This window comes from Pantoea sp. X-Soil-YNGN-775, assembly GCF_059730575.1.
This window is the reverse complement of the sequence record NZ_AP035945.1, coordinates 1,997,462-2,022,521: the sequence shown is the minus strand read 5'-3', so window position 1 is coordinate 2,022,521 and position 25,060 is coordinate 1,997,462. Positions and strand designations below refer to the sequence as shown.

Annotated in this window: 21 protein-coding genes; 15 read left to right on the top strand and 6 right to left on the bottom strand. The window is 58.5% G+C overall.

The genetic code is table 11. The features are described 5' to 3' along the window. Positions 1-13 precede the first annotated feature (13 nt). Positions 14-760 carry a bifunctional NADP-dependent 3-hydroxy acid dehydrogenase/3-hydroxypropionate dehydrogenase YdfG gene (gene ydfG / locus AC6I8I_RS09540; RefSeq protein WP_312757000.1) on the bottom strand — a complete coding sequence of 249 codons (747 nt, stop codon included), beginning with the start codon at positions 758-760 and terminating at the stop codon, positions 14-16. Between the two features lie 410 nt (positions 761-1,170). On the opposite strand from ydfG, the gene guaD reads away from it, so the two are divergent. From guaD to dcp, 5 genes are all read left to right on the top strand, one after another. Beyond that, positions 1,171-2,499, top strand: a complete 1,329-nt coding sequence (guaD, locus tag AC6I8I_RS09535) for a guanine deaminase (protein WP_312756999.1) — start codon at positions 1,171-1,173, stop codon at positions 2,497-2,499. Further along, positions 2,496-3,938 (top strand): xanthine dehydrogenase small subunit, encoded by a 1,443-nt coding sequence (gene xdhA / locus AC6I8I_RS09530; protein WP_497828613.1) that lies wholly within the window; start codon positions 2,496-2,498, stop codon positions 3,936-3,938. The genes guaD and xdhA overlap by 4 nt, the downstream gene beginning before the upstream one ends. Next, positions 3,928-6,294, top strand: a complete 2,367-nt coding sequence (gene xdhB, locus AC6I8I_RS09525; protein WP_497828612.1) for a xanthine dehydrogenase molybdopterin binding subunit — start codon at positions 3,928-3,930, stop codon at positions 6,292-6,294. Before xdhA ends, xdhB begins: the two co-directional genes overlap by 11 nt. Further along, complete coding sequence (xdhC, locus tag AC6I8I_RS09520; protein WP_312756993.1) at positions 6,281-7,057, top strand: xanthine dehydrogenase accessory protein XdhC; 777 nt, start codon at positions 6,281-6,283, stop codon at positions 7,055-7,057. The genes xdhB and xdhC overlap by 14 nt, the downstream gene beginning before the upstream one ends. Positions 7,058-7,118: 61 nt before the next feature. Next, a complete protein-coding gene (gene dcp / locus AC6I8I_RS09515) occupies positions 7,119-9,161 on the top strand; it encodes a peptidyl-dipeptidase Dcp (RefSeq protein ID WP_497828611.1) in 2,043 nt (680 codons plus the stop codon). A gap of 53 nt (positions 9,162-9,214) precedes the next feature. Here the strand turns inward: dcp and hpxO are convergent, their stop codons facing one another. Next, entirely contained in the window at positions 9,215-10,372 is a 1,158-nt protein-coding gene (gene hpxO, locus AC6I8I_RS09510; protein WP_312054614.1) for an FAD-dependent urate hydroxylase HpxO, read from the bottom strand. 301 nt (positions 10,373-10,673) lie between these two features. Here hpxO and AC6I8I_RS09505 point away from each other — a divergent pair, with 301 nt between their 5' ends. The 6 genes from AC6I8I_RS09505 to AC6I8I_RS09480 all read left to right on the top strand — a co-directional run bounded on the left by AC6I8I_RS09505 (position 10,674) and on the right by AC6I8I_RS09480 (position 14,818). Further along, positions 10,674-10,928, top strand: a complete 255-nt coding sequence (locus tag AC6I8I_RS09505; RefSeq protein ID WP_497828610.1) for a hypothetical protein — start codon at positions 10,674-10,676, stop codon at positions 10,926-10,928. Positions 10,929-11,002: 74 nt separating this feature from the next. Beyond that, on the top strand, positions 11,003-12,190 hold the full coding sequence (locus AC6I8I_RS09500; RefSeq protein ID WP_312756988.1) for a glycosyltransferase family 4 protein: 1,188 nt from the start codon (positions 11,003-11,005) through the stop codon (positions 12,188-12,190). Between the two features lie 67 nt (positions 12,191-12,257). After that, positions 12,258-12,503: a hypothetical protein gene (locus AC6I8I_RS09495; protein ID WP_312054618.1), complete on the top strand. Its 246-nt coding sequence runs from the start codon at positions 12,258-12,260 to the stop codon at positions 12,501-12,503. Between the two features lie 31 nt (positions 12,504-12,534). Beyond that, the gene (ampC, locus tag AC6I8I_RS09490; RefSeq protein ID WP_497828609.1) at positions 12,535-13,674 is read left to right on the top strand and encodes a class C beta-lactamase; all 1,140 of its coding nucleotides are present in this window, start codon (positions 12,535-12,537) and stop codon (positions 13,672-13,674) included. A 218-nt stretch (positions 13,675-13,892) separates the two neighbouring features. Continuing rightward, a complete protein-coding gene (locus AC6I8I_RS09485; protein WP_031376718.1) occupies positions 13,893-14,345 on the top strand; it encodes an Xre family toxin-antitoxin system antitoxin in 453 nt (150 codons plus the stop codon). Next, complete coding sequence (locus tag AC6I8I_RS09480; protein WP_312756985.1) at positions 14,345-14,818, top strand: RES family NAD+ phosphorylase; 474 nt, start codon at positions 14,345-14,347, stop codon at positions 14,816-14,818. The genes AC6I8I_RS09485 and AC6I8I_RS09480 overlap by 1 nt, the downstream gene beginning before the upstream one ends. 29 nt (positions 14,819-14,847) lie before the next feature. Here the strand turns inward: AC6I8I_RS09480 and AC6I8I_RS09475 are convergent, their stop codons facing one another. The 3 genes from AC6I8I_RS09475 to AC6I8I_RS09465 all read right to left on the bottom strand — a co-directional run bounded on the left by AC6I8I_RS09475 (position 14,848) and on the right by AC6I8I_RS09465 (position 18,957). Then, positions 14,848-16,671 (bottom strand): glycoside hydrolase family 15 protein, encoded by a 1,824-nt coding sequence (locus tag AC6I8I_RS09475; RefSeq protein WP_497828608.1) that lies wholly within the window; start codon positions 16,669-16,671, stop codon positions 14,848-14,850. A gap of 92 nt (positions 16,672-16,763) precedes the next feature. Beyond that, positions 16,764-17,657, bottom strand: coding sequence for an SDR family oxidoreductase (locus AC6I8I_RS09470; RefSeq protein WP_312054628.1), 894 nt, complete (start codon positions 17,655-17,657; stop codon positions 16,764-16,766). A gap of 265 nt (positions 17,658-17,922) precedes the next feature. Then, positions 17,923-18,957, bottom strand: coding sequence for a LacI family DNA-binding transcriptional regulator (locus AC6I8I_RS09465; protein WP_497828607.1), 1,035 nt, complete (start codon positions 18,955-18,957; stop codon positions 17,923-17,925). 225 nt (positions 18,958-19,182) lie between these two features. Between AC6I8I_RS09465 and AC6I8I_RS09460 the strand changes: the two genes are divergently transcribed. From AC6I8I_RS09460 to AC6I8I_RS09445, 4 genes are all read left to right on the top strand, one after another. Further along, positions 19,183-20,211 carry an ABC transporter substrate-binding protein gene (locus AC6I8I_RS09460; RefSeq protein WP_312756981.1) on the top strand — a complete coding sequence of 343 codons (1,029 nt, stop codon included), beginning with the start codon at positions 19,183-19,185 and terminating at the stop codon, positions 20,209-20,211. A gap of 88 nt (positions 20,212-20,299) precedes the next feature. Continuing rightward, positions 20,300-22,519, top strand: a complete 2,220-nt coding sequence (locus AC6I8I_RS09455; RefSeq protein WP_312054632.1) for an ABC transporter permease — start codon at positions 20,300-20,302, stop codon at positions 22,517-22,519. Beyond that, positions 22,516-23,577, top strand: coding sequence for an ABC transporter ATP-binding protein (locus tag AC6I8I_RS09450; RefSeq protein WP_497828606.1), 1,062 nt, complete (start codon positions 22,516-22,518; stop codon positions 23,575-23,577). Before AC6I8I_RS09455 ends, AC6I8I_RS09450 begins: the two co-directional genes overlap by 4 nt. A gap of 24 nt (positions 23,578-23,601) precedes the next feature. Then, the gene (locus tag AC6I8I_RS09445) at positions 23,602-24,396 is read left to right on the top strand and encodes an inositol monophosphatase family protein (RefSeq protein WP_312054636.1); all 795 of its coding nucleotides are present in this window, start codon (positions 23,602-23,604) and stop codon (positions 24,394-24,396) included. 48 nt (positions 24,397-24,444) lie between these two features. Here the strand turns inward: AC6I8I_RS09445 and AC6I8I_RS09440 are convergent, their stop codons facing one another. Continuing rightward, complete coding sequence (locus AC6I8I_RS09440) at positions 24,445-24,879, bottom strand: GNAT family N-acetyltransferase (RefSeq protein ID WP_497828605.1); 435 nt, start codon at positions 24,877-24,879, stop codon at positions 24,445-24,447. Between the last annotated feature and the right edge of the window lie 181 nt (positions 24,880-25,060).

Sequence of the window (25,060 nt, the reverse complement as noted above, 5' to 3'; positions counted from 1 at the left end):
CTGGCTCTGAGGCTTACGGCTTGTGCACCTTCAGACCGGCCACTGTCTGGCTGACAGGCATCATCTCAAGCGTGTTGATGTTGACATGCTTAGGCAGCGTGGCGACCCAGTAAACCGCTTCGGTCACATCATCCGGGGTTAATGCTGTGGCGCCTTCATACACCTGACCGGCTTTGTCATCGTCGCCTTTGAAACGGACGTTAGAGAACTCGGTGCCGCCCACCAGGCCTGGTTCGATGTCGGTAACGCGCAGCGCGGTGCCGTGCAGGTCGGTTCGCAGATTAAGGCTGAACTGACGGACAAAGGCTTTGGTCGCGCCATAGACGTTACCGCCTGCATAGGGCCAGCTGCCGGCGATCGACCCGATATTGATCACGTGTCCGACGTTGCGCTCCACCATCTGCGGCAGCAGGGCGCGCGTCATATAGACCAGACCCTTGGTGTTGGTGTCGATCATATTTTCCCAGTCTTCAACGTTGGCGCGGTGGGCTGGCTCAATCCCCAGCGCCAGGCCGGCGTTATTGACCAGCACATCGATTTCGCGCCATTCCGCCGGCAGCTGTTTTACCACCTCTTCAATGGCTGCCCGGTTACGCACATCAAGCTGCACGGTATACAGGTTATCGCCCAGCTCATCTTTCAGCGCTTTCAGGCGCTCGGCGCGCCGTCCGCTGGCAATCACTTTATGGCCGGTTGCGATAAAGCGACGGGTGATGCTTTCACCAAAACCGGCGGTCGCGCCGGTGACAAAAATAATCATCTCACTGTTCCTTATGCCATTTTCACAATCGATGGCTTCACCATAGCATTTCATTTCCGCTTGCGCCCGCCGAAAAAGCGATCGGGCTGTAAAGGGATTTTACCGTCCCGGCGGCTGCGCTGTTTTGGGGCGTGATGCACACTAACGGGGCAGCGCAGCCACGGATCACCGCGGTAAAAATCAGCCGTTTTCGCAGTCGCTCGCCAGGCAACCGATTGCTAACGCCAGGCAAACGGTTGCGGAGCAACGCTGCCTGCAGAAAGTTGCGCAACAGCCGGGATTTTATTTAATTTACTGATAATTATAGAAAAATAGTCATTTCCGATCTGGCACGGCAGTTGCAACGTGGCATTAAGGCAATCATCTGCATAATTAAAAGAAGGCCGCAGTGCTTTCAGAAAGGAAAAGCCATGTCATCAGCGACAGATACGGCGATACGCGCCAGTTTTTTTGACTTCAAATCGGTGGCAGACCAGCCCGACGCACTGCTCTCTGCGGCGCGCTATCTGGAAGATGGGGTGCTGCGGCTGCGTGACGGGCGGGTGATAGGCTTAGCGCCGTGGCAGGAGTGCAGCGCCGAACTGGCTGGTCAGCCGGTGGTGGATCTGCGCGGAAAACTGATCGTACCGGGCTTCGTCGATACCCATATTCACTATCCGCAGACCGAAATGATCGGCGCGTTCGGCGAGCAGCTGCTGGAATGGCTGAATCACTATACCTTCCCGGTCGAGGCGCAATATCACTGCCCGGACCATGCGGCACGGATGTCAGCCTTCTTCCTGCATCAGCTGCTGTCGAACGGCACCACCAGCGCACTGGTGTTTGGCACCGTGCATCCGCAGTCGGTCGAGGCGCTGTTCAGCGCGGCGGAAGCGCTGAATATGCGCTTGATTGCCGGCAAAGTGATGATGGATCGCAATGCGCCAGACAACCTGATCGAAACGCCGGAACAGAGCTATCAGCAGACCCGCGCACTGATTGAACGCTGGCACCAGCGTGGACGGCTGAGCTACGCGCTGACGCCGCGTTTCGCGCCAACTTCCTCGCCGCAGCTGCTGGCAAAAGTGCAGCAGCTGCGCCAGGAGTTTCCCGATACCTGGCTGCACACCCACCTGAGTGAAAATCCGCAGGAGGTCGCCTGGGTGAAACAGCTGTTTCCTGAGCGCGCCGGCTATCTTGACGTTTACCACCACTATCAGCTGACCGGGCGCCGCAGCGTGTTTGCGCACTGCGTGCATCTCGACGACAGCGAATGGCAGTGCCTGCACGATACCGATTCCTCTGTTGCTTTCTGTCCGACCTCCAACCTGTTTCTCGGCAGCGGGCTGTTTAACCTCAAACGCAGCTGGCAGCAGGGCGTCAAAGTCGGCATCGGCACCGATGTCGGGGCCGGTACCACCTTCAGCATGCTGCAAACGCTGGGCGAAGCCTACAAAGTGGGCCAGCTGCAGCAGTATAAGCTGAGCGCCGCCGAAGCCTTTTATCACGCTACGCTGGGTGGCGCGCGGGCGCTGGATCTCGATCACGCCATCGGCAATTTTAATCCGGGCAAAGAGGCGGACTTTGTGGTGCTCGATCCGGCCGTCTCAGCCTTACAGACCTTACGCATCGGCAACAGCAAAGATATCTGGGAAAAATTGTTTGTCTTAATGACGCTGGGCGATGACCGCAATATTGCCCAGACCTGGGTAAACGGCCGTCCGGTATGGCAGCGCGACGCGGGAGAGCAAGCCGCATGATCCAGTTCCTGTTAAATAACCAACTGATTACCGAAGAGGCGTTGGATCCTAACCTGACGGTACTTAACTATCTGCGCGGCCATCAGCGCCGCACCGGCACCAAAGAGGGCTGCGCCTCAGGAGACTGCGGTGCCTGTAGCGTCACGCTGGCTAAAGCGGTCGATGGGGAAATGCAGTATGAAACGGTCAACAGCTGTCTGACGCTGGTATCGACGCTGCAGGGCAAGCAGCTGATTACCGTTGAGGATCTGCGTCACGGGCGTGCTCTGCATCCGGCGCAGCAGGCAATGGTTGACTGCCACGGCTCACAATGTGGTTTTTGTACGCCGGGCTTTGTGATGTCGCTGTTCAGCCTGCAAAAATCGGCCAAAGGCTGGGATAGCCATCAGGCGGAGAGTGCGCTGGCGGGCAATCTGTGTCGCTGCACCGGCTACCGGCCGATCATGGCGGCCGCGCAGCAGCTCTGTTCACAGCCGGTCAGCGACCAATTCGATCACCATGCAGCCAGCGTGGTGCAGCGGCTGGAGGCGCTGGCGAATAATCAGATGCAGCAGCTGAACGGGGGCGGGCGACGCTGTTTCCTGCCTAAAACTCCGGCCCAGCTGGCACAGATCTATCTGGAGCATCCTGAGGCCACGCTGATTGCCGGTGGCACCGACCTGAGTCTGACCATCACTCAGCAGCATAAGCGAATACCGCTGCTGATCGCACTGGAGCAGGTTGCCGCGCTCAAAGTGTGCAGTGAATTTGACGATCACTATTTACTCGGTGCCGCCGCCTCGCTGCAGCAGATTACCGACTTCCTCGCCGACCGTATTCCGGGCGTCAGTGAGATGCTGCACCGTTTTGCCTCGCTGCAAATCCGCCTGCAGGGCACGCTGGGCGGCAATATCGCCAATGCCTCGCCGATTGGTGATGCCTCGCCGATGCTGCTGGCGCTGAATGCCAGCCTGCTGTTGCAGCACGGCGAGCAGCAGCGCAGCCTGCCGCTCGACCAGTTTTTCACCGGCTACCGCCAGACCTGCTTACAGCCAGGTGAATTTATCCGCGCGATTCGGATCGATAAAGTGACGGTGTCACCGAACTTTGTCGCGTGGAAAGTCTCTAAGCGGCTTGATGACGACATTTCAGCGGTGTTCGCCGCTTTTAATCTTGAGATTGAGCAGGGCCATGTCCGCGCAGCACGCATTGCGTTTGGCGGTATGGCCGCTACGCCGAAAAGGGCCACACAGTGCGAACAGGCGCTGCTGGATCAACCTTTTAACGCCGTGACGGTGTCACGCGCGGCCGCCGCGCTGGCGGAAGATTTCCAGCCGCTGTCTGACTTCCGCGCCAGCGCCAGTTACCGTCTGCAGGTGGCGCGTAACCTGCTGCGGCGTTATTACCATCGCTACAACGGCGAATTATCCTGTGTTGAGGTGGCCCGCTATGTCTCATAACCGTCCTGAATTAAATGAACAGGTGATCAAAGCGCAGCATGCTGCCGCGATACAGAGCGGCGTTGGCCGCAGTAACAAACACGAAAGCGCGGAAAAGCACGTTTCCGGTGAGGCGTGCTTTATCGACGATAAACCCGAACTGCCCGGTTTGCTGCACCTCTGCCCGCGGCTGAGTGAGCACGCCCATGCGCGCATCAGCCGGATTGATGTCCAGCCGTGTTACGCCATTCCCGGCGTGGTCAGTGTGCTGACCTGGCAGGATGTGCCCGGCATCAATGATGTCGGTCCGCTGGAGCCAGGCGACCCGCTGCTGGCGCACGACAAGGTGGAGTATCTCGGTCAGATTGTGATGGTGGTGGCGGCTGAGTCACCGGATGCCGCACGAGCCGGTGCCGCCGCCGCCGTGATTGAATATGAGGTGCTGGAGCCGCTCCTTGATGTCGAACAGGCACTGGCGCAGAACAGTTTTGTTCAGGAGCCGCATGTGCATCAGCGCGGCGACGTCGAGGCCGCACTGGCACGTGCACCGCATCGCATCAGCGGTTCCTTTCACATTGGCGGACAGGAGCACTTTTATCTGGAAACCCAGACCGCGCTGGTGATCCCCGGCGAAGATCAGCAGCTGCAGGTCTTTTCCTCGACCCAGAACCCCACTGAAGTACAGAAGCTGGTGGCCGAGGTGATGGGCATCAGCATGAATCAGGTCACCATTGATATGCGGCGTATGGGCGGCGGATTTGGCGGCAAAGAGACCCAGGCGGCGGGCGTCGCCTGCCTGTGCGCCATCGTCGCTCGCCAGACCGGCCGGGCCGCGAAGATGCGGCTTTCACGCCGTGACGACATGCGCATTACCGGCAAACGGCATCCGTTCTTTGTCCGCTACGAGGTCGGCGTTGAGGATGATGGGCTGTTGTGCGGAGTAAAGATCGATCTGGCGGGCAACTGCGGTTATTCACTGGATCTCAGCGGATCTATCGTCGATCGGGCGATGTTCCACGCGGATAACGCCTATTACCTTGGCGATGCGCGCATTACCGGTTACCGCTGTCGCACCAACACGGCCTCAAATACCGCTTATCGCGGCTTTGGCGGCCCGCAGGGCATGGTGGCGATTGAGCAGATCATGGACCACATTGCGCGTGAACGCGGCCTTGATCCGCTGGCGCTGCGTAAGCGCAACTATTACGGCAAGCAGGATCGCAACATTACCCATTATCATCAGCAGGTTGAAGATAATTTGCTGGACGAGATCACCGAACAGCTGGAGCTGAGCAGCGATTATCAGGCCCGTCGGGCGGAGATCAGCGCATTTAATGCCCGCAGCCCGCTGCTGAAGCGCGGTCTGGCGCTGACGCCGGTTAAATTCGGCATCTCGTTTACCTCCAGCTTTCTCAACCAGGCGGGCGCACTGATTCTGATTTACACCGATGGCACGGTGCAACTCAACCACGGCGGCACCGAGATGGGCCAGGGACTCAATACCAAAATCATCCAGATCGTTGCCGAAGTACTGCAGATTGAAGTTGATAAGATTCAGATCACCGCCACCGATACCGGCAAAGTGCCGAACACCTCGCCGACGGCGGCTTCCAGCGGGGCCGATCTGAACGGTAAGGCGGCGCAGAACGCAGCGGAGATCCTGCGCGAGCGTATGACACAAATGCTGTGTCAGCTCCATCAGTGCGATGCCTCCGAGGTCAGTTTCCGTAACGGCATCGTGCGCGCCGCTGAAAAACATTACACCTTCGCCGACGTGGCGCAGCTGGCATGGCTGAATCAGGTGCCGCTGTCTGCCAACGGCTACTACCGCGTGCCGGGTATTCATTACGACCGGCTGGCGGGGCGCGGCCAGCCTTTTTACTACTTCGCTTACGGCGCGGCCTGCTGTGAAGTGGTGATCGATACCTTAACCGGTGAGTATCGCCTGCTGCGCGCAGATATTCTGCACGACGTGGGTGCCTCGCTGAATCCGGCAATCGACATCGGCCAGGTTGAAGGCGGATTTGTACAGGGCGTTGGCTGGCTGACCTGTGAAGAGCTGGTGTGGAGCGAAAAAGGGCAATTGCTGACTGACGGCCCGGCCAGCTACAAAATCCCGGCTATCAGTGACGTTCCGGCCGATCTGCGGGTGACGCTGGTGGAAAACCGTAAAAATCCACAGGATACGGTCTTTCACTCGAAAGCCGTCGGGGAGCCGCCGTTTATGCTGGGCATTGCCGCCTGGTGCGCGCTGCAGGATGCAGTGGCCAGCGTCGGCGGTTATGTGCAACATCCGCAGCTGGATGCGCCCGCCACGCCAGAGCGGGTACTGAATGGCGTGCTGCAACTGGCAGGAGCCTGTGATGATCTACCCTGACTGGATAACCGTGCTGCAGCAGCTGCGTGAAAAGCGCCAGAGCTGCGTATTAATTACCGTGCTCAGTGAACACGGTTCGGTGCCACGCGACAGCGGCAGCAAAATGGTGGTGACATCGCAGCAGAGCTATCTGACCATCGGCGGTGGCCAGCTGGAATTTCAGTGCATTGCCCAGGCACGCGCCATGTTGCAGAGCGGGGCCAGCGCACCGCACACCGAGGATTACAGCCTCGGCGCGCGGCTGGGACAGTGTTGCGGCGGTAAAACCACGCTGCTGTTTGAGCCGCTGTTGCAGAACCAGCCGGAAATCCTGCTGTTCGGTGCGGGTCACGTCGGCCAGGCACTGGTTAACCTGCTGTCAACGTTACCCTGTCACATTAGCTGGATCGACAGTCGCCCGGATCAGTTTGCGCACGTCCCGCCCGGCGTGCTCACTCTGCAACCGGAAGACCCGCTGGACTGCGTGGCCCAGGCTGCACCGGACAGCTATTTCATCATAATGACCCATCATCATCCGCTCGATTTCGACCTGTGCGAGGCGGTGCTGAAGCGCGGGGATTTTCGCTATGCAGGGGTGATTGGCTCGCAAACCAAAAGCCAGCGTTTCCGCTACCGGCTGGCGGGCAAGGGCGCGCAGGCCGATCGGCTGGCGCGGCTGCGTTGCCCGATCGGCCTGCCGGACGTGAAAGGCAAGCTGCCGGCAGAGATTGCGGTGGCGATTGCCGGTGAAATAATCAGCGTTTATCAGCAGCATCTGAGCTGAGTTGTTCAACCGCCGGCAACCTGCCAGGATAAGACTTTGCGATGCCCACCAGGAGCGAATCATGAACGCCCGTCAGAATCCTTTCTTTAGCGCCAGCACTTTGCCTTATCAGGCACCGCCGTTCGATCAGATCGAAGAGCAGGATTTCCTGCCCGCGTTACAGGCGGGCATTGAAGAGAAACGCCGCGAAGTCGAGGCGATTGCCACCAGCAGTGACGCGCCAACCTTTCAGAATACCTATGAGGCGCTGGAGAAGAGCGGGCAGTTGCTGAACCGGGTCAATCTGGTGTTCAGCGCCATGACGTCGGCGCACACCAGTCCGTATCTGCAGCAGGTGGATGAAGAGATCGCTCCGCAGCTTACCGCGCTCAGCGACGATATTATGCTCAACCGGCCGCTGTTCTCGCGACTGGATGCGGTGTATCTGCAGCGCGCCCGGCTCGACGCTGAATCAAAACGGCTGGTCGAGGTGATCTGGCAGCGCTTTCAGCTGGCGGGCGCCAATCTGCCGGAAACCCAGAAACACCAGCTCAAAGCCCTGAATCAGGAGGCGGCGCGCCTCAGTACCCGCTTCACCAATAAGCTGCTGGCGGCCACCAAGGCGGGCGGTCTGGTGGTGGATGAGGCGCAGAAACTGGCGGGCCTCGCGGCGGCCGATTTAGCGGTCGCTCAGGCAGAAGCCCGCGCGCGCGGGCTGGAAAATGCCTGGCTGCTGGTGCTGCAAAACACCACCCAGCAACCAGCGCTGCAGAGTCTGCGCGATCGCCAGACCCGCGAAGCGCTGTTCCATGCTGGCGTGACCCGCACCGAAAAAGGCGATGAGAATGACACCCGCGAGCTGGTGCTGCGTCTGGCGCAGGTACGGGCGGAGCAGGCCCGGCTGCTGGGCTTTACGAGTTATGCCGACTGGAAGCTGCAGGATCAGATGGCAAAAACGCCGGATGCCGCGTTTGCTTTTATGCGCAATATCGTGCCTGCTGCACGGGCGCGGGCTGAACGGGAAGCGGCGGCCATCCAGCAGACCATCGATCGCCAGCAGGGCAATTTCACCCTGCGCGCCTGGGACTGGAACTTCTATGCCGAACAGGTGCGCCATGCGCAGTACGATCTGGATGAGAGTCAGATCAAACCTTACTTTGAACTGAACAGCGTGCTGCAGAATGGGGTGTTCCGGGCGGCGACTCAGCTCTACGGCATTCAGTTTACGCCACGCCAGGATCTGCCGGTTTACCATCCCGACGTGCAGGTATATGAGATTTTTGATGCCGACCAGACGCCGCTGGCGCTGTTCTACACCGACTTCTTCAAGCGTGACAGCAAAGGCGGTGGGGCGTGGATGAGCAACTTCGTCAACCAGTCGACGCTGCTTGAGAGTAAGCCGGTGATCTACAACGTCTGCAACTTCACCAAGCCGCCGGCCGGTGAGCCTGCCTTGCTGAGCTGGGATGAGGTGATTACCCTGTTTCACGAGTTTGGTCATACGCTGCACGGCCTGTTTGCCAGCCAGCGCTATCCGAGCCTGTCAGGCACCGAAACCCCGCGTGATTTTGTGGAGTTTCCGTCGCAGATCAATGAGCACTGGGCCAGTGAGCCGCAGGTGTTCCGCCAGTTCGCCCGCCACTATCAAAGCGGAGAGCCAATGCCCGCCGCGCTGCATGAAAAGATCATCCGCGCCGGTAAATTTAACAAAGGCTATGAGATGAGTGAGCTGCTGGCCGCGGCGTTGCTGGACCTGCACTGGCATAGCCTGACCGGCGATCGGACGCCGCAAAGCGTCGACGGCTTTGAACAGCAGGCCTTGCAGAGCGACAATCTGGCGTTAGCGGCGGTGCCGCCGCGCTATCGCTCCAGCTATTTCCAGCACATCTGGGGCGGAGGCTATGCCGCCGGTTACTACGCCTATATCTGGACCCAGATGCTGGCCGATGATGGCTACCAGTGGTTTGTCGAACAGGGCGGTCTGACGCGGGAAAATGGCGATATTTTCCGCCAGAAAATTCTGTCGCGCGGTAACAGCAGCGACCTGAAAAATCTGTATGAAAGCTGGCGTGGCGGTCCGCCGCAGCTGGAGCCGATGCTGAAGAATCGCGGTCTGGCGGAGTAAATGCACTCAGCGGGCGGCGATGTCGCCCGCTGGAGGCAGAGAGGGCGGCCGGACTACCCCAGCGGGCCGCCTTCAATGGTTTCACACATTCCGGCCAGCACCCGCTCGCCGGTTTCACTTTTCAGCGAACGATACCATTCCTCGGTCACCGCCGGATCTTTGGCGTGGGTGACGTCACAACGCTTACGCGCTTTCAGCACCAGATCCCTGACCCGCTCAACCCGGCGCGCCTGATAGCGCAGCAGGGCATCCTCGATACCCAGCGAGTGCGATGCCAGCGTCGAAGCCAGCACAATAGCGTCTTCCATTGCCGCGCAGCCGCCCTGGCCGATATCCGGGGTGGTGCTGTGGGCCGCATCACCGAGCAGCGCGACGCGCCCTTTAACAAAGCGGCTGAACGGTTCAATATCGTGTATCTCAACCCGGTTAGTCGTCCCGGGATTAATCGCCGCAATCAGCTTCTGCACCGGTGCGGCCCAGCCAGCAAAATAGCCGCTCAGATCGGCTTTGACTGTCGTGCGATCCTGCGGCAATCCTTTCGGCAGCGGCACGTCGAAGAAGAAGTAGAAGCGGTTGTCGCTTACCGGCATCAGCGATACGCGCTTGCCATCGCCCACGAACGTGGTCCACTGATCGGCGGGCGCGATGCTCTCATCAATCTCCACCAGACCGTTCCAGTTGACGTAACCGGCATAGCGCCGCTCCAGCGCCTGTTCCAGCACATATTCACGGATCACCGAATGTGTGCCGTCAGCCGCAATCAGAAAGTCACCGCTCGCCTGGCTGTTATCAGCGAAAGTGGCAATCACGCCGTTATCGCTCTGTTCAACCTGAATCACCCGCTTACCGAAATTGACCCGCTGGCGACCAAAAGTATCAATCAGCATCGCCTGCAGTTCGGCGCGCGCCACCGGATAGGGAAACTCACCGACCTGCTGCACCAGCGGCGCCATACTGAAACGAGTTAGCGCGGCACCGGTTACTGCGTCGTGATAAGCCATATAGGCCATGTTGCCGCCCAGTGCGCGCAGCGCTGCCTTCATGCCGAGGGCATTCAGGCATTTCACGCCGTTCGGCCAGATTGAAATCGCCGCTCCGACCGGCTTCATCTCCTGCACCGCTTCGAACACTTCAACCTCAATACCCGCTTTTTCCAGCGCAATGGCGCAGCTCATTCCGCCAATGCCGCCACCAATAACGATTGCTTTCATGTTTTTCTCCTGTCTGCTTAATGCTGGTATAGCAACTTTTGTACCAGTCCGTAGCACAGGAGATGGCGGGTGATCTTTTATAATAAAATCATTTAATTAACGGGCGATCAGATGCAAAGGTAGTTTTAGATATGGGGCGACTCGCACGATTATGTGGCACTCTGGCGCGCTAAAACAGTGCATTCTCACTGCTGATAACAGGCTTTTGTATCAATCGTTTCAACAACAGCGTGTCAGATGACCGCTCACTTTGGGACTCTTTGCCCATCAGACTCAAAGTCAGTGTAATAAAATTGATTAGTTGAATTCTTATCAACTAATTTATTCAGGGCTGGCAGGGTTTATTTTTAACAAATATTTAATTTTGCACATCAATATTGGCTCGCTGTTTGCTGCTATTTTACTGTTCACCATAAATCAGAGGCTTACCGCTGCTAAAATGATGATGGATGTAAATAAAATGCCTTATTTCTCTATCCGCACCAGCAAGTCAGCAATAAGGCGCACTGTGCAATCATTAATATTTCTGCCAGCTGGCGGCGAAAACAATTTTTAGGATATTACGCAGGCGCAGCATTCAGGATCGCATGATATAGATTATCCGGGACTCAAGGACTCTGGAATACGATCATGAAAATTGGAATCACTAATAATCACTATCCGGAGCAGCGCAATATTTTGGTTAATCCGGAAAACGAATATATTAATCTCAAAAAGTACAATCTGTTTTACTTTATTAACCCGTTACGGACGCGCTTACTCAAAAAGAATAAAGCTTTTGTTTTTCTGCCGGTGCCATTTTTACCTGCATCCCGGCCCGACATTCTGCACCTGTTTAATGAAGTCGCCATTACCCGTCAGAAATGGGTTGCCTCATTTGAAACTGAATTACCGCGGGTGTTGCCGGTGCCGGGTGTTGCCAAGCAGGATAATCCTGAACTGCAGCGGCTAATTCCCCATCTGCTGAAAGATAACTGTCTGGGGCTGATTGCCATTTCAGACGCGACGCTGAATATACAGATGAAACTGTTCCCGTCCGATGGCGGCGTTGCCCAGCAGATCAGACGGAAAACGGTGGTATTGCATCCGCCACAGACCCTGTTCACCGCGCATAAAGCGCCACGCCAGCCGGGGGTGTTCCGCCTGGTGTTCGCCGGCAATGAGTTTTACCGGAAAGGCGGCGCCGAAGTGGTGCTGGCCGTCAGTGAGCTGATTGAAGAACGAAAGCTGGATGAGTCGCAGCTGGATGTGCAGTTAATCGGCGATCTCACCAGGCGTCATAACGTGGCGCACCGGCAACATCAGGATGACGAGGCATTTTATCGTTCAATTGAGAGCCGCATCGGCCGTTATCGCTGCTTCACGCATCTGGCGCGGCTGGAAAACGCGGTGCTGCTGCAGCTGTTTCGGCGCAGCGACGTCGGTTTACTGCCGACCTGGCAGGAGACGTACGGCTTTTCAGTACTGGAAATGCAGGCCAGCGGCTGTCCGGTGATTACCAGTAACGTACGCGCCTTGCCGGAAATCAATCCGGCCAGCGCCGGCTGGGTGATTGGCGGAACCCTGAATGGCGATCGTGAATACAGTATCACCACGCCACAGCAAAAACAGCAGCTGCGCCAGGCGCTGGTGGACGGGCTGAAGCAGACGCTGCTGGCCATCATTGAGCGGCCGGAAATATTGCAGGAGAAAGGCGAGGCGGCGATCCTGAGGATTAAAGATCAGCACGATCCTCAGCGCTATATTGTCCGGCTGCATGATATTTATCGCCGCGGCGTGATCAACGTCACTCAACATCCACCTGTCCTGCCAATTTGATAAGATTTCCCGGACGACGCGTGCCAGAGTAGTCATACTTAGTGCAGCGTTCATCTGGAGATCAATCATGAAATTACTCATCAGCCTGCTGCTGTCCGGACTGCTGGGCAGCAGCGCCTTCGCTCAACCTGCACCCCAGTTTCCGGCGCGTGCGCCGCTGCCACAGCTGACGCCTGCCGCCGCACGATGCGACGTCTCCGCCTGTCAGACCAACTGCTACGTCGAACGATCCCATTGTAATACCCGTGATACCGGGGCGTGCAGCTCACAAGCACAGATCTGTGTGCAGGCCTGCGCCGACCAGTGCAAATAAATCGATTCAGTGAAGAAACCGTTAATTGCCAATGAAAAAGTCTTTGCCTTACCTTGTTTTGTGGTCCCTTTCTGCCAGCTGTGTTGCCGCCGACTTAACCTCACAGCAGGTCACCTCTCTGGTTAAAACCGCTATTGAACCGCTGATGGAGCAGCAGGAGATCCCCGGTATGTCGGTGGCAATACTCTATAAAGGCCGGGCCCAGTTCATCAACGCCGGTGTGGCTGATCTGGCGTCCGGCCGCAGAGTCACTGAAAACACCCTGTTTGAACTCGGCTCGGTCAGTAAAACCTTCACCGGGGTGCTGGCCGGGGTGATGATCCGCAATGGTGACATCGCCCTTAACGATCCGGTGCAGAAGTACTGGCCGCAGCTGACCGGCACCCAGTGGCACAACATCCGGATGCTGCATCTGGCGACCTACACCGCAGGTGGCCTGCCGCTGCAGTTGCCGGATGAGGTGACCGACCAGGCTTCGCTGCTCAACTATTATCAGCAGTGGCAGCCGCAGGCTGAGCCGGGCACGCTGCGTCAGTACTCCAATGCCAGTATCGGTCTGTTTGGCGCGCTGATGGTGAAGGGCGATTACCAGCAGGCGATGCAGAAAAACGTCTTTCAGCCGCTGCGCCTGACGCGCACTTACATCACCGTACCGTCCTCAATGATGCTGGACTACGCCTGGGGTTATAAAAACGGACAGCCGGTGCGGGTGTCGCCCGGCATGCTGGATGCGGAAGCGTATGGGGTGAAATCTACCGCCCGCGATATGCTGACCTTTATGCAGGCCAATGCCGATCCTAACCGCTTATCGTCAGGCAATACCGTGTTGCGGAATGCGATTCGTACCGCCCAGTCACGCTATTTCAAAGTGCGGGATTTCTATCAGGGGCTGGGCTGGGAGATTTACGACTGGCCGGCCAGTGCCGCCACGCTAATCGCTGACAGCGAAAGCAGCGTCGCGCTTAAACCTCAGCCGGCGACGCTACTGAATCCTGCCGTGCCATCGCAACGCGCCAGCTGGGTGCATAAAACCGGCGCCACCAACGGGTTTGGCGCCTACGTTGCGTTTATTCCCGAGCAGAACACCGGCATCGTGATACTCGCCAACAAGAACTACCCCAATCCGCTGCGAATAAAAACCGCCTGGGAAATTCTTGAAGCGTTGCAGTAATCCGGGTCGCCAGCGCCCGCTGGCCTTGCCATCTCAGGGCCGGCGGGAAGGGCGGGTCACCTCGCAGCAGTTGAGCGGCGGAAAGTCGGACGTTTGCCTTTGGACGGGTCACCGGCCTGACGCCAGCGCGCTATCGCCGACTGATACGTCAGGGGTAAAGCTGGCGCACCATGTTCATTTGCGCTAAAATAAAAATCAAATGAACAGAGGGCCATGCTATGTCAATTGCCATTTATACGCCCGCCAGCAGTCGCCGCAACAGTTCGCTGCTGCATGCGCTGAACTTGCCGGAAACCCTGCCGGATGCGCATCAGCGGATTGCCGTCGGCTTCAGCAGCGGGGTGTTGAAACGTACCGCGTCATTATCCGCCTTCGATGAAATCTGGCTCTGCCGCCTGGCGGGCATCGATCGCAGTACCTACAACCGCAAAGTCAAAGATCCTCAGCAGACCTTTTCGCCCGATCAAAGCGGACGGATTTACATGCTGATCCGCGTCCTGTCCGCCGCCAGCACGCTGCTGCGTGACGATCCGGCGCGGCTGGTGCAGTGGCTGGAAACGCCAGCCAAGGCGCTGGGCGGCAGAAAGCCGGCGGAGATGACCACCACCGTCGCGGGCGCGGAAGCGGTGCTCAACCTGATTGGTCAGCTTGAACATGGCGTGATCACCTGATGGCGGCGGTGCGCTTTTTCCGGCTGGTGAAAAGCGAATATGCGATGACCGCCTTTGACGGTTTCGGTGCCCGCACCTACGGCGGACGCTGGAATTCAGTCGGTATCGGCTGTGTCTATCTGGGATCAAGCCGGGCGCTGTGCGTGCTGGAGGCGCTGGTGCATCTCAGCATTCAGGATCTGGCGCATGACTATTCGATGCTGTCGATCAGCGTGCCTGAAACGCTGATCACCGAGCTGTCGCTGACGGCACTCCCCGACGACTGGCAGGCCGATCCCGCACCGCCCTCGACCCGGGAGATCGGGGATGGCTGGCTCGCCAGCCCGGATCACGGGCTGATCCTCAAGGTCCCGAGTACCCTGACCGGCGAGTGGAACGCGCTGTTTAATCCTGCGCATCCGGCCGCCGCCGCGATAATCAGCAACGTGGTAGTCGAGCCTTTTTTCTTCGATCCCCGTTTCAGGCTGCAATAGCTTCTGCCCCGACACGACAGCCGCGCACCTCAGCCGCTCGCTTTCGATTCTGAAATCGCCTGCGCGGCACAAATCAGCGCCAGATGACTGAGGCCCTGCGGCATATTCCCGCGCCAGCTCTGACTGCGGACATCAAACATTTCGTTAAAAATATCGACGTTGCCGTGCTGGTCGAGCGTCGCGAGAATCTGCTGCATCGTCTGTTCCGCCTGCCCGACATCGCCCATTTCAGCCCAGGCTTCCGCCAGCCAGAACGCGCAGGCGAGGAAGGTACTCTCTTCAACCTCGACGCCGCTGTAGCGATAGAGCATGGCGCTGCCGTTGCCCAGCGTCTGCTGGATGGCGCGATAGGTGGCCAGCATCCGCTGTGGATTGACCGCGTTGCCGTAGCTGTGTACCAGCGCCAGCGAGGCGTCAAGGCGATCCTCGCTGCCGACATAAAACAGGTAAGCCTGTTTCTGTTCTGACCAGCAGTGCGTCTCAATCCAGTCACGAATGCGGTCGCGTTCCCGTTGCCAGCGGCCGAGCCAGGTGGGTTCGATGTGCTGGTTTTCGGCCAGCGCCACCGCCCGGTCCAGCGCCATCCAGCAGGCCATTTTAGAATGGGTATAGTGCTGCAGGTCCGGCAACTCCCAGATGCCGCAATCCTTTTGCCGCCAGTGATCGGCACAGCAGTTAGCCAGCTCACCCAGCATGCGCGAGGTGGTGATATCCAGCACGTGTCCGGCCTCGATAAACAGCTGCGCGGTGGCCAGCATGTCGCCATACATGCTGAGCTGCACCTGGTCACGGGCATTATTGCCGACCCGCACCGGCTGGGAATCCTGATAGCCGCTTAACGGCGGAAAACGTTCTTCCGGCACTTCATCGCCATTCAGCGCATAGCAGGCGCGCAGCCTGACGCCGTGCCGCAGGATGGTCTGCGACAACCACGAAAAGGCCGCTTTACAATCTTCCAGTGCGCCGAGATAGACGAAGGCTTTAATAATCAGGCAGGCGTCCCGCACCCAGGCGTAGCGATAATCGTAATTCTTCTCGCCGCCGATCCCTTCCGGCAGCGAGGTGGTGGCCGCGGCCGCCAGCGCCCCGGTCGGTGAGTACCAGAGAAACTTCAGTGACAGGGCAGAGCGCTTCACCAGCGCCGGGTAGCTGCCGTCATAGCTCAGGCTTTCTACCCAGCTGGTCCAGCCGGTGTGGCTGGTTTCAATTCGCTGATCGATGGCGGACAGTTCTGGGACGGCCAGCGGCTCGTTTTCGGTGATCAGCAGCGCGCAGAGTGAGCGCGACCCGGCCGAGGTCCGCAGCGTAGCGCAGACCTGTTCATCATCCAGCAGCGTAATGTGGATATCGTCGCTGGTGCGGAACATCGCCATGACGTCAGCAATGTGGAATACCTTGCCTTTCTCGGTGTCGGCAATCCACGGCGAACGGGTTTCAGCGGCGGTGCCGAATCGCAGGATAATCTGCAACTCCACTTCGCCGCTGACTCCTTCAATACGGCGCGCCAGTTCGCCCCACGGCAATCTTCCCGCCAGCGTACTGTTGATCGATTCGGTCAGCAGCACGCTGCCGCGGTCGGTGTCAAAACAGGTTTCCAGCACGTTGCTGTTATCGCGATAGCGGCGCGTCACCCGATAGGGATCGCGCGGCACGATTTGAAAGTAGCCGCCGATACCGGCGTCCAGCAGGCGATCAAACAGCGGTTTAGCATCCAGGTTTGGCGCGCACCACCAGTCAATCGCGCCATCCGGCGCAATCAGCGCCACTGAGCGCCCCTCGCCAATGGCGGCATAATCACCCAGACCGGCAAAGCCGTTATCTCGGGCCGGCTGATGGAAGATCTGGTTTTCCATGGCTTTCTTCCTTGTTTCACTGTGACAACTGACAAATCGGGCGCAGGCAGGACAAAAAAGTGGCCGCATTATGCGGCCACCGGGGAGCGTGATTACAGGGTGCCGGTGCCGCCATCGGAGCACCAGACCTGGCCGGAGGAGTAACTGCTCTCCGTCGAGGCCAGCGTAACGTAGAGCGGGGCGATTTCAACCGGCTGGCCAGGGCGGCCCATCGGTGAGTCGGCACCAAACTGCTTCACTTTTTCCTGAGGCTGACCGCCGCTGGATTGCAGCACGGTCCAGTATGGGCCAGGTGCGACCGCATTAACCCGGATGCCTTCGCCGCCCAGCTGTTTCGCCAGTGACTTAGTAAAGGCAACAATCGCCGCTTTGGTCTGGGCATAATCCAGCAGAATATCGCTGGGTTTAAACGCCTGCACCGACGAGGTATTAATAATCGATGCACCGCGTGGCAGATATTCCAGCGCCGCTTTGGTGATCCAGAACATCGCATAAACGTTGGTTTTAAACGTCGCGTCAAAATCTTCGGTACTCAGGGTACGAATGGACTCATTAAACTGCTGGCGTCCGGCGTTATTAACCAGAATATCCAGACCGCCTAATTTATCGGCCGCCTGTTTTACCAGCTGCTGACAAAATTCTTCAGAACGAATATCACCCGGAATAGCGAAAACTTTACGGCCTTCCGCTTCGATTAATTTAATCACTTCATCGGCGTCGGGCTGTTCTTCTGGCAGATAGTTGATCACCACATCTGCACCTTCACGGGCATAAGCGATGGCCACCGCACGGCCAATACCGGAGTCGCCGCCGGTGATCAGCGCTTTACGTCCGGTCAGCCGGCCGGTGCCGCGGTAGCTGGTTTCACCGTGATCGGGAACCGGGATCATTTTGCTGGCTAAGCCAGGTGCCTGTTGCGGTTGTTCCTCAAAAGGAGGCTTAGGAAATTGATCGAGATCGAGCGTCTTGTTCGTTGGTGTCGTCATTGTAAGCTCCTTGAACATCATTATCTGAGTGATTAAGCCTGGCACAAATGTGATATTTGTCACATCTGACTGCTTATTCATTGAGCAGTGAAGCGTCAGGTAAATTAATAATGCTGATCAAGGATAGACAGAAAATCGGGATGCTGCGCCACTGCAGGGCGATAATTTGCGGCAATAAGCCGGCTTATTTAAAGCGAAGCGTAAAGCCGCAAAAGGGTTATTTTACCGGCGTAAACGCAGCGGCAATAAAATTAAATCAGACGATTTACCCGCCGCGTACTGAACCGCGCCACACCACATCAGCCTGATATATCCGTCGATCGCTTTGCTGTTCGGCGGTGGGGGGGAATTGATCCTGCTGCGCCTCGGTGTCGGTCAGCCAGCGTATCGCATCACCGGCAAACTGCTCCACCGGCTGGGCAAAGGTGGTGAGGTTGTAGGAGGACCAGCCCGATTGCGGAATATTGTCGTGGCCAACAATGCACAGATCCTCCGGAATACGCAGGGCAAAACGGTGGCGCGCCTCATCCATAAAGCCACACGCCAGTAAATCGGTGGCACAGAATACCGCGTCAGGACGGATTTTACGGGTCAGCAGCCGCTGCGCCAGGATCTGACCGCTTTCATATGAGGTCGAACCAAAGTGCTCAACCAGGACGCTGACCCCCGCTTTTTCCGCCGCTGCCAGAAAATCCCGCTCGCGTTTCAGCAGGCTCGGGGTACCGGCCAGTGAGTTAACAAACGCGATGCGCTGACAGCCAGCACGGATAAAGGCGTTGACCGCCATCTCGGCTGCCGGACGCGAGTCGAGATTAATGCTGAGGGAGCCGGGCAGGGACTCATCACGATTAATCAGCACCAGATGCTGTCCGTGCTTGTAGCAGAGCTGGGTTATCGCGCTGTCAGGCATGCCGGAGAGAATGATTGAGGCATCGGCACGGAAGTTAATCGCCTGCTGTAAGGCAGCAGAGACCCGTTCATCTGATCGATCGGTGTTAATCAGCATCGCCACCTTTCCCGCTTCCTGCAGGTATTGGGTCATCCAGCGTACCAGGCTGGCGCGGTAGGGGGTGTCCACTTCAGAGGCGATCAGGCAGACAATGCCGCTGCGGTTGCGTACCAGCCCGCGTGCCAGATGATTAACGTGATAGCCCAGCTCTTCAGCTGCTTTCATCACCCGCGCCCGCGTAGCATCCGACACGCTGGCACCTGGCGTAAAGGTGCGCGACACCGCAGAGCGGGAGACGCCTGCCCGGTCAGCGACATCCTGCGCACTGACTACCGCCTTAAGTTGATGCATGGTTTTCTCCGCTGCTGCCGTTAGCTGCCACCGTTAAACGTTTTGAGTCTGCCTGAAGTTGCAAGGCTGTGCAAAACAAATTGCAGGCAAATTGTACAAAATTTGTGAAGACGCCTCACAGTTGCTTAACATGCCGATTGACACATCCTGAGGGTCGCCTTACTACTTTGCACAGCAGTGCAAAAAGCGCGATCAGGCGCCATTCCCGCCCTCAAGGAGAACACCATGCGTTACTCATCTCTGTTCGCTGCGGTCATCGTCAGTTGTCCGGCCTTACCGTTTGCTGCGGCTGCGGCCGGTAATCTCAACATGATCTGCTCTGCGGATGTGGTGGTCTGTGAACAGATGACCCGCCAGTTCAGCCAGTCTCATCCCGACATCAATCTCAGCATGGTGCGGCTGTCAGCCGGGGAGGCCTATGCACGTATCCGCAGCGAGGCGCGCAATCCGCGGACCGATATCTGGTGGGCCGGCACCGGCGATCCGCATATGCAGGCAGCCGAAGAGGGCTTAACTCAGGTGTATAAATCGCCGCTGCTCGACCAGCAGCAGCCGTGGTCGCAAAAAGTAGCGGAGATCTCCGGTTATCGCACCGTGGGCGTTTATGCCGGTGCGCTGGGCTGGGGTTACAACACCCGACTGCTGGCGCAGAAAAAGCTCAAGGTGCCGGCCTGCTGGACCGATCTGCTCGACCCGGGCTTTAAAGGTGAAATCCAGATCGCCAATCCGAACTCCTCCGGCACCGCCTATAACACCCTGGCGACGCTGGTGCAGATCATGGGAGAAGACAAGGCTTTTGATTACCTGAAAAAACTCAACGCCAATGTTTCGCAATATACCAAGTCGGGTTCAGCGCCGGTGAAAGCCGCCGCCCGTGGCGAAACCACCCTCGGCATCGTCTTTATGCACGATGCGGTGGCGATGGAGGTCGATGGCTTCCCGATCAAACCGGTCGCTCCCTGTGAAGGCACCGGCTACGAGATTGGTTCCATGTCGATCATCAAAGGGGCGCGTAACCTGGCGAATGCCAAAAGCTGGTACGACTGGGCGCTGAGTGCCGAGGCTCAGTCGCTGATGAAAGAGGCGAAATCGTTCCAGCTGCCGTCGAACCGCCAGGCGGAGATCTCTGAATACGCGCCGCGCTTTGAGAACATCAAGCTGATTGATTACGACTTCAAAACCTACGGTGACGCGGCGAAACGTAAAGCGCTGCTCGGACGCTGGGATAAAGAGATTGGTGCCAGCGCACAATAAGGCTGTTTTCCGTCCGGCGCAGTGATGCCGGGTCCACGCTGAACCGCGGTGGCGCAAGCCTGGTGTCCGCAGCTGATCGAGGTGATTCATGAATGCGCACAATCGCCGCTTAACCGGCGCGTTAGTTGCTGGCGCACTGGCCCTGATGGTGTTGCCCTGGTACAGCCTGGAGCAGGGGTTCTTCTCTGGCCACTGGCTGATGAGCTTATGGCAGGATGAGAATAGCGCGCCGGCGCTGTGGCAACTGATGCAGCATCGCTGGCTGACGGTCGCCGTGGCGCTGTGGCTCGCTTCTGCCGCCTGCCTTTTCCTGCCGCCGGGGCGTATCCGTAGCGGCCTGCTGCTGCTGCTCAGCGTCTGCGGCATTCTGTTCCTGGTGCTGGAAGGGCATGCTATCGGGTTCAGCGGCTGGAACTGGCTGTGGCTGGAGAACCTGGCCGGCCCGCTCGCGCTGGGCCAGCCGGCGATGGGCGCGGGCGCGTTACTGCTGCTGACGGTTTTCCTGCTGATTTTTTCCTTTGCGCTGGCCGAACGCGGCGTGCTGAAAGGCGATGCGTTTGTGGTGTCGGCGATCGTACTGCTGGTGGCGCTGGTGACCACCTTTGTGCTCTATCCGGTGCTGAGCCTGTTTGTCGCCTCGGTGCAGGACATTGATGGCAGTTTTAAACCGGATGGCCTGATCGCCAATCTGCAGGACCCGGCTATCTGGAGCGTCGCCTGTGTCACCGGCGGCACCTGCGGGACGGCGTGGCGCACGCTGGGCCTGGCGCTGATGACCGCCAGCGGCTCGACGCTGCTGGGACTGGCGTTTGCGCTGGCGGCGACCCGCACCTCGCTGCCGTGCAAAAAAGCGCTGCGGATGCTGACTATCCTGCCGATCATTACGCCGCCGTTTGTTATCGGGCTGGCGCTGATTCTGCTGTTTGGTCGTTCCGGGGTGATCACCACCTCGCTGGCGACGCTGTTTGGCGTCGAGCCGGGCCGCTGGCTGTATGGCCTGACCGGCATCTGGATCGCCCAGGTGCTCTCCTTTACGCCGATTGCGTTTCTGGTGCTGATTGGGGTAGTTGAAGGGGTCAGCCCGTCGCTGGAAGAGGCGTCTCAGACCCTGCGCGCCAGCCGCTGGCGCACGTTTTCCCGTATTTCTCTGCCGCTGATGGCGCCGGGACTGGCTAATGCCTTTCTGATCAGCTTTATCGAAAGCATGGCGGACTTCGGCAACCCGATGGTGCTGGGCGGCAGTCACGGCGTGCTGTCGACCGAAATCTTCTTCTCGGTGGTCGGCGCGCAGAACGATCCAAGCCGTGCGGCGGTGCTGGCGATGATTCTGCTGGGCTTCACGCTGGCGGCGTTTCTGGTGCAGCGGGTCTGGCTGTCGGGTAAAAGCTTCGCCACGGTAACCGGCAAAGGCGACGGCGGCCGTCACGTGCAGCTGCCGCGTCCGGTGCGCTACAGCGTTTATGGCATGGTGATCCCGTGGGGTCTGTTTACCCTGGTGATCTACGGCATGATCATGATTGGCGGCTTCGTGCAGTCGTGGGGGCTGAATAACGCGCTGACGCTCGACCACTATATCCGCGCTTTTAGCGTCAGCCTGAATCAGGGACAGCTGGTATGGAGCGGCGTCGCCTGGAACTCTTTCTGGACCACGCTGGAGATCGCCCTGATAGCCGCGCCGCTGACCGCAGTAGTTGGCCTGCTGACCGCCTGGCTGATTGTGCGGCAGAAATTTGCCGGACGGCAGACCTTTGAGTTCATGCTGATGCTGAGTTTCGCCATTCCCGGCACGGTGATCGGCGTGAGTTACGTGATGGCGTATAACCTGCCGCCGCTGGAGATCACCGGCACCGCGATGATCCTGATCGCCTGCTTTGTGTTCCGCAATATGCCGGTCGGGGTGCGTGGCGGTATTGCAGCGATGAGTCAGCTCGATAAAAGCCTGGATGAAGCCTCACTGACCCTCGGTGCCAACAGTTTCCGTACCCTACGTAAAGTGGTGCTGCCGCTGCTCAAGCCAGCGATCAGCGCGGCGCTGGTCTACGCCTTTGTGCGCGCCATTACCTCAATCAGTGCGGTGATTTTTCTGGTCAGCGCGCAATACAACATGGCGACGTCCTACATCGTCGGGCTGGTGGAGAACGGGGAATATGGTGTCGCGATTGCCTATTCGTCGGTACTGATCGTGGTGATGTTAGCCATCATCGGCCTGTTCCAGCTGCTGGTGGGTGAACGCCGCCTGCGCCGTGTTACTCAACCTGCGGCTGCGGCCGCTGCTGTCGCCACTCTGACTCAGGAGAGAGCCGTATGACCACCATCAACGCGGGATCGGTCGTGTTTGAACATGTTGCTAAACGCTTTGCCGGTTTTACAGCGCTGCCGGATCTGTCGTTAACCGTCGAGCCAGGCACGCTGGTGACGCTGCTCGGTCCCTCCGGCTGTGGCAAAACCACCACGCTGCGCCTGCTGGCCGGGCTGGAGCATCCTACCGCTGGCCGCATTCTGATTGGCGGTAAAGAGGTTACCCATCTGCCAGCCAATGAGCGCGACGTGGCAATGGTGTTTCAGTCATACGCGCTGTTTCCTCATATGAATGCTCTCGACAATATCCTGTATGGGCTGCTGTCGTCGGGGATGAGCAAACGGGAGGCGCTGGATCGGGCGCGGGAAGGGCTGAGGCTGGTCGGGCTGGAAAGCCAGGGTGAGCGGCTACCGTCTGAACTTTCCGGTGGACAGCAGCAGCGTATTGCGGTGGCCCGCGCGCTGGTGCTGGAACCGCAGGTGCTGCTGCTGGATGAGCCGCTGTCGAATCTGGACGAACGTTTACGGCGTCGGGTGCGGACCGATATTCGCGATCTGCAACAGCGGCTGGGTTTTACCGCGGTCTATGTGACGCACGACCAGGAAGAAGCGCTGGCGGTCTCCGATAAAATTATTGTCATGAAAGAGGGGGATATTGCGCAGCAGGGCGCGCCGGAAACCCTCTACCATTCGCCCAATTCGGTGTTTATCGCCGACTTTATGGGCGAAGCCAATATTCTGCCGTGTGAGGTTGAGCAGGCCGGAGGCGGTGAGGCGCTGATCCGCGTCGGTAACCAGCGCTTCCGGGTGCGTGGCGACGGAGCGAAAACCGGCAGCGGTCAGCTGGCGGTGCGGCCGCAGTTTATCACCCTGTCTGGCGACGGTCAGGGCGCCCTGCAGGGTGAGATTATTCACAGTACCTGGCTGGGTGACCATATCGAATATGAAGTGACCACCGAACTGGGATCGCTGTTCATCATCGATCCCCACATGGAACAGCGCCTGCCGCTGGCCGCCCGGGTCGGCGTTAACTTCAAGCCGCAGGGTCTGGCCCTGATTGCCCGCTAAACTGCTTAACCGCAAGGAGTCACAATGGAACTGCACGATGAAATGATGTCGCGTCTGGCGCTGGCTGAAGCTGTCGCCCGCGCTGGCGGTGCTACGGCCTTATCTTACTTTTCCCGCCGCGATACGCTGGTGGTGGAAACCAAATACGATCTGCAGGATGTGGTGTCGATTGCCGATCGCGAAGTGGAACAGACGATCGCCGCCCGCATCCGTGAAGCGTTCCCTGATGATGGCTTTCTCGGTGAGGAGAGCGGCCTGCACCCGGGCCGGACCGCCTACACCTGGGTGGTCGATCCGATTGATGGCACCAGTCCGTTTCTCAACGGCATGCCAAACTGGTGCGTGTCGGTTGCCGTACTGCGCGACGACGTGCCGGTCATCGGGGTGATTTTCGCACCGACCTTTGAGGAGTGCTATGTGGCAGCGCTGGGTGAGGGCGCGACTCTCAATGGCCGACGCTTGCAGGTCGATCCGGCACGTACCCTGCAGAATCACGTGACCGGCTTTGGTGCCAACAGCTACGTCAGCCCGCAGCAGGTTGGCGAGATTGTAGCGGCCTTGCTGGCAGCCGGCGGTAACTTTATCCGCATCGGCTCAGGCGCACTGATGCTGGCGTGGGTGGCGGCCGGTCGGGTCGTTGGTTACTACGAACCGTATATGCACGCCTGGGATTGTCTGGCCGGTTACTGTCTGGTGAAAGAGGCGGGGGGCTGGGTGCATCCTTTCAACACCGACGGGGAGCGCATCATCAAAGGGGCGCAGGTGCTGGCGGTGGCTCCCGGTGCCGAAGCGGATTTGCGTCGCATCGCCAGTCTGTGACCCTGTCACGACGCGCAGGTCAGTACAGCCACCTTAGCGTCGTGACCTTTAGCCGTTGAGCGTTTTGGTCAGGTAGTGCCGCTGCATACCGGGTTGCGGAAAGTCGGGCAGGGACATCTGCTGTTGATAACCCTGTTTCAGATAAAACGGTAGCGCCTGAAAGCTGAAGGTATCCACCAGCACCTGCTGACAGCCGTAAGCTATCGCCTGCTGCTCTGCTGCCCGCAGTAAAGCACTGCCCAGACCGCTGCCGCGCAGCGTATCATCTACCCATAGATAATCGACACAGAGCCAGTTCCCCTTACGCGAGGCCATTACGCCACCCCGCAACTTACCGTCTGCGTCATGATCAAATACCGCCAGCGCTCCCCGATTTTCACTGCCGATAAACTGCCGGTTGTAGCTGCCGAGCCCGGCGAATAACGCCTCCCGGTCCTGGTCCTCTGGCTGCTCCGTCACGGTAAGACCCGCGCTTAATGTCATGATTTTTCTCCTGTTATGCTACGCCATGAAGTCGAATATCCGTGTCAGGGGATAATAGACCATTTATCCCCGCAAGGGTATAAATAGTTATTTATCCCTTATTGGGGATAAATAACTAATTATCCTCTTTCGGGGATAATCAGGATACGCTATGCTGATCGTCTGCCGACCCCGGAGGAAC

Excerpts from the sequence above, each read along its gene's own strand:
- ydfG (WP_312757000.1), bottom strand. The coding sequence starts at position 760 with ATGATTATTTTTGTCACCGGCGCGACCGCCGGTTTTGGTGAAAGCATC.
- guaD (WP_312756999.1), top strand. The coding sequence starts at position 1,171 with ATGTCATCAGCGACAGATACGGCGATACGCGCCAGTTTTTTTGACTTC.
- xdhA (WP_497828613.1), top strand. The coding sequence starts at position 2,496 with ATGATCCAGTTCCTGTTAAATAACCAACTGATTACCGAAGAGGCGTTG.
- xdhB (WP_497828612.1), top strand. The coding sequence starts at position 3,928 with ATGTCTCATAACCGTCCTGAATTAAATGAACAGGTGATCAAAGCGCAG.
- xdhC (WP_312756993.1), top strand. The coding sequence starts at position 6,281 with ATGATCTACCCTGACTGGATAACCGTGCTGCAGCAGCTGCGTGAAAAG.
- dcp (WP_497828611.1), top strand. The coding sequence starts at position 7,119 with ATGAACGCCCGTCAGAATCCTTTCTTTAGCGCCAGCACTTTGCCTTAT.
- hpxO (WP_312054614.1), bottom strand. The coding sequence starts at position 10,372 with ATGAAAGCAATCGTTATTGGTGGCGGCATTGGCGGAATGAGCTGCGCC.
- AC6I8I_RS09500 (WP_312756988.1), top strand. The coding sequence starts at position 11,003 with ATGAAAATTGGAATCACTAATAATCACTATCCGGAGCAGCGCAATATT.
- AC6I8I_RS09495 (WP_312054618.1), top strand. The coding sequence starts at position 12,258 with ATGAAATTACTCATCAGCCTGCTGCTGTCCGGACTGCTGGGCAGCAGC.
- ampC (WP_497828609.1), top strand. The coding sequence starts at position 12,535 with ATGAAAAAGTCTTTGCCTTACCTTGTTTTGTGGTCCCTTTCTGCCAGC.
- AC6I8I_RS09485 (WP_031376718.1), top strand. The coding sequence starts at position 13,893 with ATGTCAATTGCCATTTATACGCCCGCCAGCAGTCGCCGCAACAGTTCG.
- AC6I8I_RS09480 (WP_312756985.1), top strand. The coding sequence starts at position 14,345 with ATGGCGGCGGTGCGCTTTTTCCGGCTGGTGAAAAGCGAATATGCGATG.
- AC6I8I_RS09475 (WP_497828608.1), bottom strand. The coding sequence starts at position 16,671 with ATGGAAAACCAGATCTTCCATCAGCCGGCCCGAGATAACGGCTTTGCC.
- AC6I8I_RS09470 (WP_312054628.1), bottom strand. The coding sequence starts at position 17,657 with ATGACGACACCAACGAACAAGACGCTCGATCTCGATCAATTTCCTAAG.
- AC6I8I_RS09465 (WP_497828607.1), bottom strand. The coding sequence starts at position 18,957 with ATGCATCAACTTAAGGCGGTAGTCAGTGCGCAGGATGTCGCTGACCGG.
- AC6I8I_RS09460 (WP_312756981.1), top strand. The coding sequence starts at position 19,183 with ATGCGTTACTCATCTCTGTTCGCTGCGGTCATCGTCAGTTGTCCGGCC.
- AC6I8I_RS09455 (WP_312054632.1), top strand. The coding sequence starts at position 20,300 with ATGAATGCGCACAATCGCCGCTTAACCGGCGCGTTAGTTGCTGGCGCA.
- AC6I8I_RS09450 (WP_497828606.1), top strand. The coding sequence starts at position 22,516 with ATGACCACCATCAACGCGGGATCGGTCGTGTTTGAACATGTTGCTAAA.
- AC6I8I_RS09445 (WP_312054636.1), top strand. The coding sequence starts at position 23,602 with ATGGAACTGCACGATGAAATGATGTCGCGTCTGGCGCTGGCTGAAGCT.
- AC6I8I_RS09440 (WP_497828605.1), bottom strand. The coding sequence starts at position 24,879 with ATGACATTAAGCGCGGGTCTTACCGTGACGGAGCAGCCAGAGGACCAG.